Below are 17,919 nucleotides of genomic sequence, written 5' to 3' on the forward strand. Positions count from 1 at the left end.
CTATTAAAGACTAATATATTATATAAAAAGTCGCATGTTGATTCAATTTATGAATCAACATGCGACTTAATGAAATAATCTTCTGCAAATTTAATATTCAGTAGTTTTTACGAAGCAACCTCTTGAGTCGTATGCGTAGTGTTCTTCTTAACCTTATTTGGAACAATATTCAAAAACACATTCAAGACAATGGCCATAAAACTTCCTGCTACAATGCCATTATCTGTTAATATTTGGATTTGTTCAGGGAACTTTGCGAATAAATCTGGAGCTACGGTAACACCAAGACCCATTCCTACTGAGCAAGCAATGATTAATAGGTTTTCCTGTTTTTTTAGATCGACGTTGCCTAGCATTTTAATACCATATGCTACAACCATCCCAAACATCGGTACCATCGCTCCTCCTAATACTGGCTCAGGAATCAATGTTGTAATTGCACCGATTTTAGGGATAAGGCCGATGGCAATAAGTAATCCACCTGCAATAAAGATTACGTTTCTGGTTTTTACTCCTGAAAGTTGAACAAGTCCTACGTTCTGGGAGTACGTTGTGTATGGAAAAGCATTCATAAACCCACCTAAAAAAATCGCTAATCCTTCTGCGCGGTATCCTTTAGTAATTTCCTTCTCTGTTAGCTTTCGGTCACAGATATCACTTAACGCAAAATAAACCCCAGTGGATTCTACAATACTCACAATCGCAACTAATATCATTGTAATGATTGGGGCAATCTCAAATGTAGGTGTTCCAAAGTAGAAAGGTTTAGGAATGTGTAACCAAGCGGAGTCCATCAATGGTGAGAAGTCGACTTTTCCCATAACGGCAGCAACAATCGTTCCAATGACCAAGCCAATTAGAATAGAGACAGCCCGAACAAACCCTGTAAACGCTCGTTGCAATACAATAATAAACACTAGCACACCAAAAGCTAACATAAGGTTTGAAATAGCTCCATAATTTTCGCTATCTGCTCCACCGGCCATATTATCCATTGCTACTGGAATTAGCGTAATACCAATGATTGTAACTACAGAACCTGTAACAACTGGGGGAAAATATTGAACGAGTTTTCCAAATATAGGCGCACAAAGGAAGACAAATAAACCCGTAAAAATAATAGCACCATAGATGGCTGTTATACCAAAATTGCTTCCTATCGAAATCATAGGAGCTACCGCAGTAAATGTACATCCTAACACTACAGGTAATCCAATCCCAAAAAATCGATTACTCATCGCTTGTAAAATGGTTGCGATGCCGCACATCAACAAATCAATGGAAACTAGATATGTTAACTTTTCTCCACTAAGTCCTAATTGAGCGCCCACAATTAATGGTACAATTACCGCCCCGGCATACATAGCCAAAACGTGTTGTAGTCCGATAGCTGTCGCTTTCATTTGCTTCATCATATGTGAACCTCCTCATCCGTAAAGGATACTTTCCCTTTTTCTAATCTTTCAATTTTAGCTAATGCATCAACTCGAACACCTTTATTGCGAAGCTCTTCTCCACCTTTTTGGAATTGCTTTTCAATGACGACACCAACCCCTGCTATAGAAGCTTTCGTTTGCTCTATCAAGTTCATTAAACCTAACACAGCTTGTCCATTTGCTAGAAAGTCATCAATAATGAGGACGCAATCACTATCCTTTATATACTCAGAAGAAATACAAATAGTGCTTTGTTCTTGTTTCGTAAAGGAATATACATCAGCACTTAGTAATCCTTCTTGTAGTGTTAAAGATTTACGCTTACGAGCAACCAATACTTCTACACCAAGCTCTAGACCTGTCATAACAGAAGGTGATATTCCGGAGGATTCTAATGTTAGTATTTTGGTTATTCCGGATTCTCGGTATTGTTCGGCAAATTCCTTACCAATCTGTTTCATCAGTACTGGATCAATTTGATGGTTTAAGAAGGCATCTACTTTTAACACTTCTTCATTCAACGCTTTACCTTCTGTAATAATTTTCTTCTTTAGTTCCTCCAACATGAGCCCTCCTTTTGTTACATAAAACGAGTACTTTATGGGCTAAATTAAAAAAGTATATTACTGAACTAGTTGATCATGTTCGTAAAAAAAAGCTCCATAAACAGTACGAGTATCGCACTGTTCATGGAGCTTCTTGAATAGAAAGAATTATTTCTATACTCAATGGATAAACCTTGAGTATACGAACATTAGCAATACCCATAGGCGGAAAATTTACGGTGATCCGGTAGAAACTCGTGAGCCATATCCTCACTATTATATGAGTACATTCGTTTTATGAAATTATGTTCCATTATATCAACTAATTTAAAATTTTCAACAGCGAATAGAAACGAACTTTCTTCATCGCTCAATAATTTTTGTTCGCTTTTATACATCTATTTTTATCATGTTTTATCTAACATAAAGCGGGAATTTAATATTACCGTAACCCACAAACGAAGACACACTAAATACTTATACTCGTTTTTTCTAAACATTAAAGGAGGCAATTTAATTATGGATATGAGAATATGCGTCATTAATATCTATGTAAGCGACTTGGATTTTGCGATTGAATGGTACAGAGAAGTTCTAAACTTAAACATCTCTGATGAAAATAATAATTACCCAATTGCAGTGGATTTAGAGACAGACAACGATTTAAGACTTTTATTGCATAAAGCTGAAAAAGATACACAAGTAGATGTATGGAGAGAATCTTCAACTATACTAACTTTTGAAGTTCCTAATATCCGGGAGAAGATAAAAGATTTAACAGAAAAAGGGGTTAAACTAATGAACGAAGAACCTCAATGGCACCCTGACGGAGGCGAGCGTATTGCTTTTAAAGACCCATTCGGCAATGTGCACGAGTTAGCTGAGTTACGTTCAAGAGCTGCTCCAAAAGATCGTATCTGATAACAACTAATTTACTATATTGCTAAACCTCGATTCCAATTACAGGGTCGAGGTTTTTTAATGGGAAACTTTGACTATACTAGAGAAAAGCGCAAGCGCCAGAACTAATACTACCATTACTTAGATAGAGAAGTCCATTGCAAACCTTGCCACTGAACAGGTTGACTTAAGAACCCAGGAGCGTAGACTCTGGCCTAGACATATGTAAGCTACAAATAATATTTCTAACCTTATAAAATTCTGGAGGAACAGTTATGAGTGTCCATACATTTTTTCAATGGTATTTCCGAACTCCTGTTTTTCTCCGCCTTTTGCTAACAGTAGCCTTTTTCATGGTTTTCTTTGGCGTCATCATCCACTGGATAGAACCCGAAGTTTTCCCGACAATTTTTGATGGTATTTGGTGGGCTATTATAACAGGCTCAACAGTCGGATATGGTGACTTTGTCCCTGTTACCATCATTGGAAAAGTGTTTGGTATCTTACTTATCATAGCTGGAGGCGGGCTTGTAACTTTCTACATGGCTACAGTCTCATCATCCACCGTTAAATATGAGCAAGATCTCTCAAAAGGGAAAGTAGAATACCGCGGAGCAGGTCATGTGATTTTCATTGGATGGAATGAACGCACGAAGCAATTAATTGACATGATTCGTGAATTCTCTCCCAATGAAAAAGTGGTGTTAGTGGACAGCACGTTAGAGACTATTCCTTATAAGGAGTATTCTATTCATTACGTACAAGGAAATGGTTCAGAAGACGAAACACTAAAGAGAGCGAATATCAATCAAGCAAGGGCAGCTATTATTACGTCCGATCCTTCCATGAAAGAAAGGCAGGCTGACCAAGCAAGCATACTTGCCACCGTCGCTATACGGGGGATGAATGCTGATATATTTATTATTTCGGAAATTCTTACCAAAGAACAAATTACGAATGCTAAGCGAGCAGGAGCCAATACAATTGTACGTTCCAATGACTTTATGAGTACATTATTCTTCCATGAACTATATCGAAAAGGACATGTTAAACCTTTTGATACACTAGTTAGTCAATTGTCCACTCAACAATATAAGCAATTAGAAGTACCAGATGAATTGATTGGAGAAACGTTTCAAACTTGTTCTTTTAAATTCATGGAACAGGAAGAATTATTGCTAGGGATTGAAAAAGCCGGAGAGATTAAAATCAACCCTCCAGCTAAATTGACACTTGATAAATCCGATCGTTTACTTGTATTGTCTGCCTTAAGACAATAACGTGCGTTCTAACTCCTGAACCAATTCTTTACCTGTATCTACGTATTCAGAAGGGAATTCTGCGTCTGGATCTACCGGTTCGGAAAATTGGTCAAAGGAGGCTGTTTTGTTACCCACATGGACATTGTCATCTAGTCCTCTTTGATATTTATGAGAGAGTAAAAAGGGCTCTCCGAGTTGTACGGTTGCCTCTTTATCATCCAATTGTCCATTCACTACACTAAAGGGTACACGGAGGAATTGGTAACCTACTCGATCATCGATTTCATAATCGAAAGAACCATGATCATAATCCCAGTTCCCCCCAATCACATAGCCAACTGGTTTTAATTTCTGCTCCAAATCGTATAACGAAAAAACTTGCCCTTCAATTTTCGATGGAACGGGTATCATACTATCCCTACCTTTCATTTTTCTTAGCATATCCTTTTCATCTTTAATTACTCTATATAGACTGAGAAATTGTGAAAATGCGGATTGCGAGCAAATTCTTTCGTTTTGAAGTATTATTTCGGATTTGCGAGCAGTTTTTTTGATTTCGGAGCAAATTTAGAAATTTGAAAGCAACTTTTGAATTTCCGAGCAAACCAGTCCAGTTTAGTTCCGTCCACCAAGCCAAACAGAGCTTCCACATTAAAAAAAGGCTATCCCAAATGGATAGCCTTTTTTTAACATTTATTTATTCAGTCGTTTTTCTAATTCAGCTTTTTGATCTTCGAATCCCGGTTTGCCTAATAGTGCGAACATGTTTTTCTTATAGGCTTCTACTCCAGGTTGATCAAATGGATTTACGCCTAGTAAATAGCCACTAATGGCACAAGCTTTTTCAAAGAAATACACCATATATCCAAAGGTGTAAGCATCAAGAGAAGGTACATGGACGACAAGGTTTGGTACTTCCCCATCTGTATGAGCAAGCAGCGTTCCTTCATACGCTTTTTCGTTTACATAATCAACTGTTTCACCAGCTAAATAGTTCAGTCCATCAAGGTTTTGCTCATCTTCTTCTATGGTGATATCACTCTTTGGTTGTTCTACGTGAATAACAGTTTCAAATAAATCCCGACGTCCATCTTGCACATATTGACCCATAGAGTGTAAATCGGTCGAGAAGTTTGCGGAGGCTGGGAAAATCCCTTTTTGATCTTTCCCTTCACTCTCTCCAAATAACTGTTTCCACCATTCGGAAAAGTATTGAAGGGACGGTTCGTAGTTTACGAGCATCTCAATGGATTTACCTTTGTTGTAGAGCACATTACGAACCGCTGCATATTGGTAAGCAGGGTTATCTTCGAGTTCAGATTCACTTAATTGTTTTTCCGCTTCTTGTGCACCATCCATCATTTGATTAATATCAATACCACTAGCTGCAATTGGTAACAAACCAACTGCTGTTAACACAGAAAAGCGTCCACCTACATCATCAGGGATGACAAAGCTTTCATATCCTTCTTCGTTTGCTAATGTCTTTAATGCACCTTTTTGTCGATCCGTTGTAGCATAAATACGTTTTCTTGCTTCTTCCTTGCCATATTTCTTTTCTAGGAAGTCGCGGAAAATACGGAATGCGATGGCTGGTTCTGTGGTAGTACCACTTTTTGAGATGACATTAACGGATACGTCTTTACCTTCAAGAAGATCATATAAATCATTCATATAAGGAGCACTAATGCTGTTCCCTACAAAAATAACTTGAGGCGTTTGACGCTGTTCTTTTGTTAATTGGTTGTAAAATGTATGATTTAGCATTTCTAAAGCAGCTCGAGCACCAAGATAAGAACCACCAATTCCAATGACTAGTAATACGTCAGAGTCTGCCTTAATTTTCTCTGCTGATTTTTGAATGCGTGTGAATTCTTCTTTATCATATTCACTTGGTAAGTTTAACCAACCTAGAAAGTCGTTGCCTGTCCCTGTTTTTTCGTGTAAAGCATGATGTGCTAATTTCACGTAATCTTTCATATAGTGAACTTCATGCTCTCCAAAAAAGGATAAAGCTTTTTCATAATCAAAACGAATATGAGTCATATATGTATCCCTCCATGTTTTTGGCTCTAAATTCACTTTATCGAAACGGTTCCACCAAATCAAGAACCATCCTTAATGTAAGCGAATACAGTCGTAAATATTTCTCCTAAATGCTTCTTTATACTTAGATAATAGTTGGCACAATCGAAATTGGGAATATCTCTCGAGAAAAGTTATACTTTCTTTTCGTTCGAAAAAAAGAGCAGATTGCCACGCAACCTGCTCTCTCGTCTTTTATTTAGACAAGGCTAAAATCTCTTCAACATCTTCATCATGTAGCTGCTTAAAGTTGCCAAATGGTCCACGCTTCATAGCACGATCTACAATCAAGTCAAATTGGTCATCACCAATATCATAATCTGCTAATGTTTGTGGCGCTCCAATAGAAGTCCAGAAATCTCGAAGGCGATTGATCCCTTCTAAAGCCACTTCACGATCGTCTTTTCCTTCAGGATCCACTTCAAACACACGAACTGCTAGCTGTTTGAAACGTTCAACATTATAATCCACATTATGCTTCATCCAATTTGGGAATAATATCGCAAGGCCACCAGCATGAGGAATGTCATAAACAGCAGATACTGCGTGTTCAATATTATGTGAAGCCCAATCTCCCCGATATCCCATCTGTAGCATACCGTTTAACGCGATGGTTCCAGCATACATAATGGTTTCACGATGTTCATAAGAATCTAGGTTCTCCACAAGTTTTGGAGCTGTTTCTATGACGGTTTTAAGTACTCCTTCTACCATTCGATCTTGTACAGGCGCATTTGTAGGTTGATGGAAATACTGTTCAAAAAGATGGCTCATCATATCCACTATCCCATAAACGGTTTGATCCCTTGGTACTGACAACGTATTCGTTGGATCAAGAATAGAGAAACGAGGATTTGTAAAAGGTGGTGCACCCCATCCATATTTTTCATTAGTTTCCCAGTTTGTGATAACAGAACCGGCATTCATCTCTGAACCAGTTGCTGCTATCGTTAACACAGTACCAAATGGAACAGCATCTGTAGGTGTAGCTTTACGAGTAACTAAATCCCATGCATCGCCATCGTATTTAGCTCCTGTTGCAATTGTTTTAGAAGCATCGATAACACTTCCTCCACCAACTGCAAGGATAAAATCGACATTCTCTTGTTTACAAATGTCTATTCCTTTATTAACGGTTGCTAGACGAGGGTTAGGCTCGACTCCTGATAATTCACTAATATTTACGTTTAATTCATTCATTTTATTGATAACCTGGTCATATAGACCGTTTCGTTTTATACTTCCTCCACCATAAACGAGAAGGACGTTTTGTACATCAGATGGTATTTCTTCTGAAAGCTTTTCTAATTGACCTTTTCCAAAGATTAATTTCGTTGGATTGTAAAATACGAATGGTTCCATATTTCATTCCCCTTTCTTCTTCACAAATACTATTATGCGCATTTAGAGTACATTTTTCAAAAGAAACGCACATAACCCTATATTTACCAATTGACTATAGTAATTTTGTGCATACTTTTTTCAAAATAAGTCAAGCTAGTAATGAATCAACTCTAATGATGTAAGGAGGAATAGGAACATGAGTACTATTCAACGAATCGCTTTACTTTTAGTGATTATTGGTGCTGTTAACTGGGGACTTATCGGTTTGTTTCAATTTGATTTAGTTGCTGCTCTATTCGGTGGAGGAGAACAAAGTGGTGCTTTTGCTCGTGTTATCTATACACTTGTTGGTATCAGTGGTCTTATCAACCTTGGGTTACTATTCAAACCAAGTGAAGAAATGGCAGATCAACCTGAACCAGAAGCAAAATAACATAGATACTGAGCCTAGTTACTTGTAATAAAAAAATTCCGGTCACTATGACCGGAATTTTTTATTTGCGATACGTATTTTCACGTTCTTTTGATTGATCAATCCATTCATCAAGCTTATCTTTCAACGTGTTGAAGCCAGCTGGAGCATCATCCTGTGATTGTACTTGATGATTTTGTTGCTGTTGAGGCTTTTGTTTACGCTGCTTAGGTTGTTGTTGTGGAGCTTCTTGTGTTGCACGAATGGATAAGGAATATTTTCCTTTTTGTTCATCAATGTTTAAGATTTTAACTTTTACTTCATCTCCAACAGTAAGATGTTCATTAATATCTTTCACATATCCATGAGTAACCTCAGAAATATGAACTAATCCTTGAACTTCATCATCTAGTGCTACGAATGCACCATATGGCTGAATACCTGTAACTTTTCCGTCTAGTACTTGACCTTCTTCAAACTTTGGCATGCTGAAACAACTCCCGATTTTTATATATTCTCGTTTTGATTAACGCAATTAATAATTTTATCATACTATTGTCAATCAAGCAAAAGGGGTTTTGTAACGAAAATAGACCCAATTTTTTTATGATGAATTTAAATAAGTAAATTTAGGTTTAATTATATGCAAATATGGTAATTATTATAAATGTAAGACTTTCTCGTATTCCCCCTGTGAGGCAAAGCGTACATACCGCTTTGCTTTTTTTTTGCAAACCCCCCCTCCAATTCTTCTCATGAATGATAACCATACAAACAGTAAAACCTAAGCACGAATCCTCCCGTCCATTCTTAAATAAAGAAACCCATTAAATTGTTTAACTTAATTGTAAATGGTTTATGAACAGTATAAGGGAACGTTTATTATATTTTATCTATACTAGAATAAATTGAAAAAAGCATAATGGAGGCGGAGTAACAGTGAATCAGTTTCACAAAGAACAAAAATGGTTAGCTCACTATGGAGTTAATATCTCGTATCAATATTATTCCTCCTCTCCTGCACCAAAGCCTGCCATTGTATTTGTCCATGGATTATTTTCTTCTAAGTTTTGCTACCGATTTATGATACCTGAGCTATTGGAACATTTTGATATATTTACGTTCGACTACCCTCCTTTTGGTGATTCGGACAAATCATGCACCTATCATTTCACGTATCAAAATTTCGCAAACATAATCGTGGAATTATTGGACAAACACAACATACCAAAAGCAACTATTGCAGGTCATTCTATGGGAGGACAGATTGCTCTATTATGTGCTCATTTGTTTCCAGAAAGGGTTGAAAATCTCATTTTATTTGCCCCATCCACTTATATAAAAAAAGCAAATAAAATTATGCACACCGTAACAATGCTACCTTTTTTTCCCTTCTTATTAAAACGATTCCTGTATAAAAAAGGGGCGTACGAAGCATTAATCGAGTGTGTGTATGACCCTCAAATGATTAATAAAGAGATGATACAAGAATATATGCGTCCATTCTTAAAGGAAGAAATGTTTCAATGTTTATCGAAAATGATACGAGATCGAGAAGGGGATTTAACTTCCGAGTATTTGCAAAAAATTAATTCAGAGTGTCTGGTTTTTTGGGGAAAAGAAGATCGAGTATTACCCGTTTCTTTAGGGTACCAGCTTGTTCAAGACCTCCCGGCCGCTTCCCTTGAAACGTTTGAGAAGATTGGTCACTTATTACCAGAAGAAATCCCCTTTATTTTGACGGATAAAATCAAACAATTTTGCACCTCACAAAAAAGAGCGACCTCTTAGGGTCGCTTCCATTTTGAAGGTGTAGAAAGTATAAGCTCCAACGCTTGCATATCTAGTTCCATCGCCCAACGATTAGTAAATTTCTTGACTCTCCTTACTATTCAACATCGAATCGCTATCGCTCTCCGCGTGTTTCCGTTATCTCTTGGGGAAGGAAGTTCGATTAAACCCACTATCTCACGTAGTAATATCAAACCAACATACGTCGTGTGGAAGACAGTTTGTACGTCGCTAGCAGAGCGCTTACGCATTTCTTTATTCAATTCCAAGTTCTTCTACTTTTGTAACTACGTTTATTTTCTGTATGATAATACTAGGTATTGCACTATTTAGAGGAGGTTATTTTACATGTCACGATTTAATCAAGTCACCGATCGTATGAACACACGCTCAGTTAAATGGGACCTTACAGAAAGTTTATTTAAGAGTGAAGAAGTCCTACCTATGTGGGTAGCGGATATGGACTTTCAAATACCTAAAGCAGTAACTGATGCGATTGCAGACAGAGCAGCTCATGGAATTTTTGGATACACCGTTACAGACGAAAAAATTCATCAATCTATCAAAAATTGGCTTTCCAAACAACATGATTGGAATATAAATACAAAGTGGTTATCCTATAGCCCAGGTGTAGTCCCTTCTCTACATACTATGATGGAAGCACTAACAGATAAAGATGATCAAATACTAATACAAACACCTGTCTACCCTCCTTTTTATGATGTAATAAAAAATCACGAGCGAACCATTGTGAAAAATCCATTACATCAACAAGATGGTAAATACGAAATTGACTTTGATGATTTTGAAAAAAAACTAAAACAAGGCGTAAAGGCTTTTATTCTTTGCAATCCCCATAACCCCGTAGGAAGAGTGTGGACCAAAGAAGAACTTCAAAAAATGGCTAACCTTTGTCTGAAGCATAATGTAATGATTTTTTCTGATGAGATTCATGCAGACTTGATTTTCCCAGGTCATAAACACATACCAATTGCTTCATTATCAGATGATATTGCGCAGTCTACAATTACATGCCTATCCCCGACGAAAACGTTCAACCTAGCAGGTCTACAAGTGTCCTATATCGTTACACCTGATGCAGAATATCGAAAAAAGGTTAATGACCAATTCGGACTCCAAGGTATCAAAATGCTCAACACTCTTGGTATAACAGCGTTAGAAGCTGCCTATGATCACGGAGATGAATGGCTTGAAGAATTAATCAGTGTATTAGAAGATCATAAAAAATATCTAATGGATACTATTCATTCTCAAACAAACCAAATTCAAGTCGTTGAGCCAGAGGGAACGTACTTAGTTTGGCTTGATTGTAGAGGGTTAGGATTATCTCATGAAGAATTAAAATCATTTATGCAGGAGAAAGCAAAAATCGGCCTAAATGATGGAGCCTCTTTTGGTGAAGAAGGAGAAGGCTTCATGCGCATAAATATCGCCTGCCCACGCCCCATCTTAGAGGATGGAGTTCAACGTATTTTACAGGCGATTCATAGCAAAGAGTAAAAATTTAGTGAAATCAAATGCATCCTAACCACTCCTCCTCTTCATATATATAGAGGAGGAGTGATTTTTTGATAAAAGGAGTCATGTTGAATGATTACAAGAAAAAGCAAGCGAGAGATTGAGCTAATGCATGAAGCAGGTAAACTTGTAGCGTCCTGTCATAAAGAGGTCAAAAAAATGATTAAACCTGGGATATCCACGACTGAAATAGATCAGTTTGTAGAAGATTATTTAGCGAAGCATGGTGCTACACCAGAACAAAAGGGGTTTAGAGGCTATCAATTTGCAACATGCGCTTCGATAAACGATGAAATTTGTCACGGTTTTCCCAGAAAGGAACCGTTACAGGAAGGTGATATTGTTACCATTGATATGGTTGCCAACTTAAATGGTGCCCTAGCTGATTCGGCATGGAGTTATTCGGTAGGTAATATAGAGCCTGAAGTACAAAGACTCTTATCTGTTACAGAAAAAGCACTTTGGAAAGGGATAGAACAAGCTGTCATCGGAAATCGTACGGGCGACATTGGTCACGCTATTCAAACATATGTTGAAGGGGAAGATTATTCAGTCGTACGAGATTTTACAGGCCATGGTCTTGGACCGACTATTCATGAAGAGCCTTCCATCTTCCACTATGGATCTCCACATACTGGTACACGACTAAAAGAGGGGATGGTCATTACAATCGAGCCCATGGTTAATATTGGGGACTGGCATGCTATCAAAGATGATAATGGGTGGACAGCTCGCACATTGGACGAAAGTTTGTCTGCCCAATATGAACATACAATCGCTATTACAAAAGACGGACCTCTCATTCTTACCCAATTATAAATGAAGAGCATTATTACTTACTCCATAATAGAATCCTAGCACCTGATAGCAGTGCTAGGATTCTTATTCATTTATTTTATCCTTCTTCTTTCTTCTTTTCATCTCCATCTTGACTAGGGTCGGACGGAGTGTCTTGTTTTTGAGCTTCACTCACTTGAATTTTCCCACAAGCAACTCGCTCTCCTGCATCTCCAGCAGGCTGGGTCAAACCATCGTCTACTCCGTCATGAATTATCAATGAAGTACCATCATTGCGTAGTAACGATTTTTTTCCGTCTTTTAATGTAGCACCTTTAACACTGACCTCTGTTTTTACCGTTCCATCTTCATCTGCTTCTATATTAGGCATGTCTCCAAGGTGCGCACCATTAGGGTCCATCAATCCATGTTCTTTCCCATCAGGATTAAGGTGGCTACCAGCCGACTTAAAGTCAGGGGATTCACATTTTGGGAATTCATGAACATGTATCCCGTGTAGACCAGGTGTCAATCCAGTTAAGGAGAGCTTTATGTTCACCCCATCCGGACCTTCTGTTAATTTAGCTGTACCTAACGAGTCGTCTGAGCTATTATACATCTCAATTTCAAGCGCGGATCGATTCTGAGTACTACAACCAGCTATCAATATTAGTCCCACTGCCAAACCCATGATCAACAATGTTTTTCTCATATTTTCTCGCCCTCCCTTCACCTTTCTTCGGACAGTATATAATTATTAAATATGTACTTTCTTTATTGTCACCAAATTATTCACAAAATATTCCTTTTCTGAATAAAGAGACAAGAAAAAAGTAGCCCCTTATGTGGTAGGAGCTACTTTGTATTTGAATCCTGATTTGATTTTTGATCCTGTTCAGGAGCCATATAATCACCAAATTGTTCGTTCGCTTTTTGTTCTTCTTTTTTGGAAGCTTTTAGAATTACTTTCATCGTAATAAATGCTCCAATTGCAAAAACAATTAACGTTAAAACGGCTGGGATATACTCTGTTTTATCTTCAGGAAAATATAAAAACTCCATCATGGTGAATCACGCCTTTCCTTACGTACGTGTTGGTTATTCTCAGTATATCAAATCATACCTTCACTTCCCACATACGTCACAGTTTGTTCATACTTCCTGTTTCAACAATTAAATTTCCCTATTTCACGGGAGATTTGTTACGATACGTATATAACCCCATCTGTAGGAGGAGATATACCATGGAATCATTACATGCAGGAGATCTTGTGACAGCACATTATAAAACGGGTAAATACATTGGAGAGATAGTGGAAGATAGAGGGGAAGCCTTTTTAGTTAAGGTATTAGCTGTTGCCAAACACCCTCAACAAGGTGACTTGCACAACCCAGGACAAACGGAAAATGTCTTTTTCCATCAGCGGAAAGCATTAAGTTACAACGAAAAAGCAAATGTATCCAAATCAGCTGTTAAAGCTTTTGAAGGTGACGACGTCCCTTCCTATAATGAATCACTCAAACAATCCGTTGAAAAATTAAAAGAAAAGCTACAAGAAGAAAATACATTCAATCAACAAGCTAAAGAGCAACTTCAAGATTTAGAGAAACAGTATTTTCACTAATATATTAAGTTATTTCATTATCGCCCTATTATCTTGAAGACTTGAATTCGAGATAAATACCTTTATTAAGCAGGTTGTTTCCGATACGTTAGTATGGAATAAAGGTGGACAGGGAACAACTCGCGTCCTACCGGCGAGCTGGCAAGCTACCTTCGGGGAAAATCGCCCTCAGGGGATCTTGCCTACCTCTTTCTCCGGCGGGAGTCTCCCTGTTCCCAGGCCACCTTTGCTTTTGTTGGGAGGGGCGGAAACATGGGTCGGGCAATTGGGGCGGTCGCTCCTATTTTGAAAAAGTCGCTCTGAAATGGGCAAGAGTCGCTCCAAAAATCCAATTCTTGCCCCTATATTTCAATTCTCGCTCCGACAACAGGAAAAGTCGCTCCAAAGCCCATGTTTTCTCTTATTCACGCAACGGAAACATCCCTCCTTCGGGATTACCAAATTTATCTCGAATTCAAATCTTCACGAGTATGCCTCTTATATGGAATATGATTGTATTATCTAGCTACAAAAAAGTGTCAAGTCCCTGGAACTTTTAAATTCTTTTTCTTTTTTTGTGGTTTACCATAAATAAGATTTGTTATTTGTGGTGCTCGTTCAAATAGCACCATGCCTATAAATGCAGCAATAACGATGTAGATTCCACTAAAGACTTTAATAACCCCAGTAGCTAAGGCAGCAATTACGACCGAGAATTCCCCCCGAGCACAAATAGAGAGACCGGCTCGAAAGGAAACCCTTTTCGATAGACCATACATCCTCCCACCAATCATACCTACAAGAACTTTTGCGACAAGTGACCATCCAATTAAGGTAATTAACAACCCTACCTTTGGAACACCATCCCCAAATTCAATGGTTGTACCAAAATACACGAAGAACAATGGAAGCATTAAGTCTTTCACAGGAAGTACGGTTTGTTCCACACGTTCGATTTTTCCAATTTCTGAAAGCATCATACCGGCTAAGAAAGCTCCTAATACTTCCGATAAACCTAAGTATAAGGCTAGTCCTCCGTAAGCGAGAGAGATTCCAATTAATAATGCAATTTTAAAATCTTCATCTTCAATTTTAATTAGCAATTCTTCAAATCGTTTAAATAACGTTTTGCCTAAAAGGACTGCACCAGCGGCAAGTCCAATTATTTTGCCAAACAAAATGCCTAAATCCATAAGTTGAAAATTCTCTCCGCTACTCATTCCCATAATAACGGCAACAACAATCGGAGCAACTAAGTCTTCAAATATTAGTAAAGCAAGAATAAACTCTGTTTCCGAGTTTGCCATCCGACTGGTATCATCAAGCAGTTTAGCTGTGATAGAGGAACTAGTAGCGTACGTTACACCACCGATAAGAAATGATGTAAATAAATCTAACCCAAATACAAGGCATAAAAGCATTGCCACTCCTAAGCTAAGAGCCACATCTAGCAATCCTGCTGGCCAAATTTTTGTAGCGATACCACCCAGCCTTTTAATATTAAACTCTAATCCAAGAAGGAAAAAAAGCAACACGATTCCGATTTCACTCGCAAAATGTAAAAGTTCATTTTCGTGTAATGCATCTGCCAAAACAATTCCCAATAGAATGTACAAGATTACGGTAGGAAACTTTATTTTCAAACTTAATAAACCAAGCCAAAATATAAGAATTAATACGATTCCCGCACCAAGTAAAGTTGGCATATCAAAATGCACTATGCATCATTCCTCTCCTTTACAAAGAGATGTCAGCGTTGCGATTTGATCCTTTTTACCAATTCCCATTAGCACATCTCCTGGTTGAAGCTTTGTGTAAGCTTCTGGAATCGCAATAATGTCATCGCCTTTGACAATCCCAATGATGGTCGCTCCTGTTTGATTACGAATTTCTGACTCTTCAATGGTTTGATGTACAATTGGAGAAGATGGTTTAATTTCAATCCAATCCATAACAATTTGACTATTAAACATTTTAAGCTTATCCGCATCAACTGGCTGATAGGTAGCCCCTAATAGCTGCGCTCCAAGTTCTCTTGTTTCATCAGCTGTCAAATCCATACCAAAGTCAGCCTCATCACTATTCGCTTCATCAAAGAAATATAATTCCCGCTTACCTGTGTGGTGAACAATTAATACTAACTGACTATCTTCAGCTGTTGTTAACGATATTTTCTGTCCTATTCCTGGTAGTTTTGAAACGGAGATATCCATTCTTCTACAACTCCTTTCCTCTATCACTTACAAGGGTTTATTTTTATTGTGTATATCTTTTTGCTTGTTCTTTGTTCATTCTTTATAGTTAATGCTTCATTATATAACTACAGTCTTTACGTTGTGTATGGTTTCATGCACACCGCCTCTCTTTTTTCACAAGAGAGCTTATTCTTATTTTACCAAAGTTTGAATGGGAAATCCTAGTAAGATAGTTTTTTATCAACCAATACTCATTTGAGTTCTTGATTTTATTGTGGTAATTTAAAATTGAATGAAGACATAAGGAGGTTTATCGATATGACAGTACATATAGGTGCTAATAAAGGTGATATTGCAGATAAAATTTTACTACCGGGAGATCCATTACGTGCAAAATATATCGCAGAAAATTTCTTAGAAGATGCGACATGTTATAACGAAGTACGAGGAATGTATGGCTATACAGGTACATATAAAGGACAACGTATTTCCGTTCAAGGTACTGGAATGGGCGTTCCTTCGATTTCCATTTATGTAAACGAGTTAATCGAAAGCTATGATGTACAAAAATTAATTCGCGTTGGTTCTTGCGGAGCTTTACAAAAAGATGTTCAAGTTCGTGATGTGATCTTAGCTTCAACATCTTCTACTGACTCTCAAATGAATCGGATGACATTTGGCGGCGTTGACTTTGCCCCAACAGCTGATTTTGGATTATTAAAAGCAGCCTATGAAGCAGGAGAACAGAAAGGTCTTTCTTTACAAGTTGGAAATGTTTTCACAAGTGATAGCTTCTACCGTGATAATGCCATGGACCTGTTTAATCAGCTAGCACATTACAATGTACTAGCCGTAGAAATGGAAACAACGGCATTATACACATTAGCTGCTAAATTTAACCGTCAGGCATTATCCGTGTTAACGGTAAGTGATCATATCATTACAGGTGAGGAAACAACTTCTGAAGAACGTCAAACAACCTTCAATGAAATGATTGAAATTGCCCTAGAAGCTGCCATTCAAGAATAGTAAGAACAAAAGCGCATGCGCCCGTTTAGCGACGTATGTGCTGCGGCCCACCCGATGTGTGGTTGGTTCGATGTTGCTGCACGATGCAGCTAGGTTAATCGAACTTCTTTCTTAATTTGATGAAGGTCGCTGGGCGCTGGAGCTAGACTTGTAAGCGCTAGAACTTTCTTTACTTTATAAATAATTACCCAACACTCCCACAAAGGTGTTGGGTTTTTTATGGGATTAATAAGACGCAATATACATGCAGGTCAAGCACGAAATTCCTCTCATCACATATAGTGTACGTGAAAAGGAGGCTGGAGATCGTGTACCCCTACTATCCAAATCCGGTATATTTCATCCCTTATACACCACATGCATATATTAGGAATGGTTATCACCCTCAACCCCGCCCCACCTACCCTGAAGTCAATACAGAACAACTCACCGAATCTGCAAAATCGTTTCAAGAATTGATGAAAGATGCGCAAATGGTATTACAAGAGTTCATATCCTCCCATCAATTCTCTTTTGAAGTAATAGATGCTGCACAGAAATCTAAGGATGAAAAAGTAAAACAATTGATTAAGAGCACGGGAATAAAACACCCTGTAGATATTCATTACAACCCTGACAGTCTACGCCTAACCTTTCGTGCTAAACAAAACGATATAGATTGTTGTAAATTAACTATGGCGCTACACTGGTAGTAAAAAACAGAATGGTTTGACACCGACAATAGTTGTTTCTTTTATAGTACCTTTATTTTTGTGATAAAAGTATTTAAGTATATGTAATAATAAAGAACTGCATTATCTGTAAATCGATTAATTAATTAACTAATAAATTTTTTCCCATTACTCTTCACCTGATTACTGAGAAGATAAAGGAAACACGAAAAACGAAGTGATTCGATGTTAATTTATCGTACGGAGGCGAGGGAACATACTAATCGCTGGGCGCTAGAACTGGACATCGCATCTATACTTTTTTATGTTATACACAAGCCAACATTTTT

General features: G+C 37.8%; 19 protein-coding genes and 1 riboswitch. Of the genes, 9 read left to right on the top strand and 10 right to left on the bottom strand.

Annotated features, from left to right (window positions below; genetic code table 11):
- Nucleotides 1-107: 107 nt before the first annotated feature.
- A complete protein-coding gene (locus tag GLW08_RS18420) occupies nucleotides 108-1,412 on the bottom strand; it encodes a nucleobase:cation symporter-2 family protein (protein WP_160850209.1) in 1,305 nt (434 codons plus the stop codon).
- Nucleotides 1,412-1,999: a xanthine phosphoribosyltransferase gene (locus GLW08_RS18425; protein ID WP_160850210.1), complete on the bottom strand. Its 588-nt coding sequence runs from the start codon at nucleotides 1,997-1,999 to the stop codon at nucleotides 1,412-1,414. The genes GLW08_RS18420 and GLW08_RS18425 overlap by 1 nt, the downstream gene beginning before the upstream one ends.
- Before the next feature lie 184 nt (nucleotides 2,000-2,183).
- Nucleotides 2,184-2,285, bottom strand: a riboswitch (purine riboswitch).
- A 215-nt stretch (nucleotides 2,286-2,500) separates the two neighbouring features.
- On the opposite strand from GLW08_RS18425, the gene GLW08_RS18430 reads away from it, so the two are divergent.
- Together GLW08_RS18430 and GLW08_RS18435 are read left to right on the top strand one after the other, a co-directional pair.
- Nucleotides 2,501-2,902: a VOC family protein gene (locus tag GLW08_RS18430; protein ID WP_160850102.1), complete on the top strand. Its 402-nt coding sequence runs from the start codon at nucleotides 2,501-2,503 to the stop codon at nucleotides 2,900-2,902.
- Between the two features lie 254 nt (nucleotides 2,903-3,156).
- Nucleotides 3,157-4,161, top strand: coding sequence for a potassium channel family protein (locus GLW08_RS18435; RefSeq protein WP_160850103.1), 1,005 nt, complete (start codon nucleotides 3,157-3,159; stop codon nucleotides 4,159-4,161).
- Here the strand turns inward: GLW08_RS18435 and GLW08_RS18440 are convergent.
- The 3 genes from GLW08_RS18440 to GLW08_RS18450 all read right to left on the bottom strand — a co-directional run bounded on the left by GLW08_RS18440 (nucleotide 4,150) and on the right by GLW08_RS18450 (nucleotide 7,590).
- Nucleotides 4,150-4,554: a YugN-like family protein gene (locus GLW08_RS18440; protein ID WP_160850211.1), complete on the bottom strand. Its 405-nt coding sequence runs from the start codon at nucleotides 4,552-4,554 to the stop codon at nucleotides 4,150-4,152. The genes GLW08_RS18435 and GLW08_RS18440 overlap by 12 nt on opposite strands.
- A gap of 282 nt (nucleotides 4,555-4,836) precedes the next feature.
- A complete protein-coding gene (locus tag GLW08_RS18445) occupies nucleotides 4,837-6,189 on the bottom strand; it encodes a glucose-6-phosphate isomerase (RefSeq protein WP_160850104.1) in 1,353 nt (450 codons plus the stop codon).
- Nucleotides 6,190-6,423: 234 nt separating this feature from the next.
- Nucleotides 6,424-7,590, bottom strand: coding sequence for an iron-containing alcohol dehydrogenase (locus GLW08_RS18450; RefSeq protein WP_160850105.1), 1,167 nt, complete (start codon nucleotides 7,588-7,590; stop codon nucleotides 6,424-6,426).
- Between the two features lie 178 nt (nucleotides 7,591-7,768).
- Between GLW08_RS18450 and GLW08_RS18455 the strand changes: the two genes are divergently transcribed.
- Nucleotides 7,769-8,005 (top strand): DUF378 domain-containing protein, encoded by a 237-nt coding sequence (locus tag GLW08_RS18455; protein WP_036821114.1) that lies wholly within the window; start codon nucleotides 7,769-7,771, stop codon nucleotides 8,003-8,005.
- A 61-nt stretch (nucleotides 8,006-8,066) separates the two neighbouring features.
- On the opposite strand, the gene yugI is transcribed toward GLW08_RS18455, so the two are convergent.
- The gene (gene yugI, locus GLW08_RS18460) at nucleotides 8,067-8,471 is read right to left on the bottom strand and encodes a S1 domain-containing post-transcriptional regulator GSP13 (protein ID WP_160850106.1); all 405 of its coding nucleotides are present in this window, start codon (nucleotides 8,469-8,471) and stop codon (nucleotides 8,067-8,069) included.
- 452 nt (nucleotides 8,472-8,923) lie between these two features.
- Between yugI and GLW08_RS18465 the strand changes: the two genes are divergently transcribed.
- The 3 genes from GLW08_RS18465 to map all read left to right on the top strand — a co-directional run bounded on the left by GLW08_RS18465 (nucleotide 8,924) and on the right by map (nucleotide 12,133).
- The gene (locus GLW08_RS18465) at nucleotides 8,924-9,775 is read left to right on the top strand and encodes an alpha/beta fold hydrolase (RefSeq protein ID WP_160850107.1); all 852 of its coding nucleotides are present in this window, start codon (nucleotides 8,924-8,926) and stop codon (nucleotides 9,773-9,775) included.
- Between the two features lie 348 nt (nucleotides 9,776-10,123).
- On the top strand, nucleotides 10,124-11,296 hold the full coding sequence (locus GLW08_RS18470) for a MalY/PatB family protein (RefSeq protein ID WP_160850108.1): 1,173 nt from the start codon (nucleotides 10,124-10,126) through the stop codon (nucleotides 11,294-11,296).
- A 90-nt stretch (nucleotides 11,297-11,386) separates the two neighbouring features.
- On the top strand, nucleotides 11,387-12,133 hold the full coding sequence (map, locus tag GLW08_RS18475) for a type I methionyl aminopeptidase (RefSeq protein WP_160850109.1): 747 nt from the start codon (nucleotides 11,387-11,389) through the stop codon (nucleotides 12,131-12,133).
- A 76-nt stretch (nucleotides 12,134-12,209) separates the two neighbouring features.
- On the opposite strand, the gene GLW08_RS18480 is transcribed toward map, so the two are convergent.
- Nucleotides 12,210-12,803, bottom strand: coding sequence for a superoxide dismutase family protein (locus GLW08_RS18480; protein WP_160850110.1), 594 nt, complete (start codon nucleotides 12,801-12,803; stop codon nucleotides 12,210-12,212).
- Between the two features lie 143 nt (nucleotides 12,804-12,946).
- The gene (locus GLW08_RS18485) at nucleotides 12,947-13,156 is read right to left on the bottom strand and encodes a hypothetical protein (protein WP_160850111.1); all 210 of its coding nucleotides are present in this window, start codon (nucleotides 13,154-13,156) and stop codon (nucleotides 12,947-12,949) included.
- A gap of 179 nt (nucleotides 13,157-13,335) precedes the next feature.
- Between GLW08_RS18485 and GLW08_RS18490 the strand changes: the two genes are divergently transcribed.
- Nucleotides 13,336-13,716 (top strand): kinase-associated lipoprotein B, encoded by a 381-nt coding sequence (locus tag GLW08_RS18490; protein WP_160850112.1) that lies wholly within the window; start codon nucleotides 13,336-13,338, stop codon nucleotides 13,714-13,716.
- A gap of 518 nt (nucleotides 13,717-14,234) precedes the next feature.
- On the opposite strand, the gene GLW08_RS18495 is transcribed toward GLW08_RS18490, so the two are convergent.
- Together GLW08_RS18495 and GLW08_RS18500 are read right to left on the bottom strand one after the other, a co-directional pair.
- The gene (locus GLW08_RS18495; RefSeq protein WP_337193963.1) at nucleotides 14,235-15,413 is read right to left on the bottom strand and encodes a cation:proton antiporter; all 1,179 of its coding nucleotides are present in this window, start codon (nucleotides 15,411-15,413) and stop codon (nucleotides 14,235-14,237) included.
- Between the two features lie 6 nt (nucleotides 15,414-15,419).
- Nucleotides 15,420-15,908, bottom strand: coding sequence for a cation:proton antiporter regulatory subunit (locus GLW08_RS18500; protein WP_160850113.1), 489 nt, complete (start codon nucleotides 15,906-15,908; stop codon nucleotides 15,420-15,422).
- 300 nt (nucleotides 15,909-16,208) lie between these two features.
- On the opposite strand from GLW08_RS18500, the gene deoD reads away from it, so the two are divergent.
- A complete protein-coding gene (deoD, locus tag GLW08_RS18505; RefSeq protein WP_160850114.1) occupies nucleotides 16,209-16,919 on the top strand; it encodes a purine-nucleoside phosphorylase in 711 nt (236 codons plus the stop codon).
- A gap of 308 nt (nucleotides 16,920-17,227) precedes the next feature.
- Nucleotides 17,228-17,611, top strand: a complete 384-nt coding sequence (locus tag GLW08_RS18510) for a hypothetical protein (RefSeq protein ID WP_160850115.1) — start codon at nucleotides 17,228-17,230, stop codon at nucleotides 17,609-17,611.
- The last annotated feature ends 308 nt before the right edge of the window (nucleotides 17,612-17,919 follow it).

The organism is Pontibacillus yanchengensis (assembly GCF_009856295.1).
Taxonomy (GTDB): Bacteria; Bacillota; Bacilli; order Bacillales; family BH030062; genus Pontibacillus; species Pontibacillus yanchengensis_A.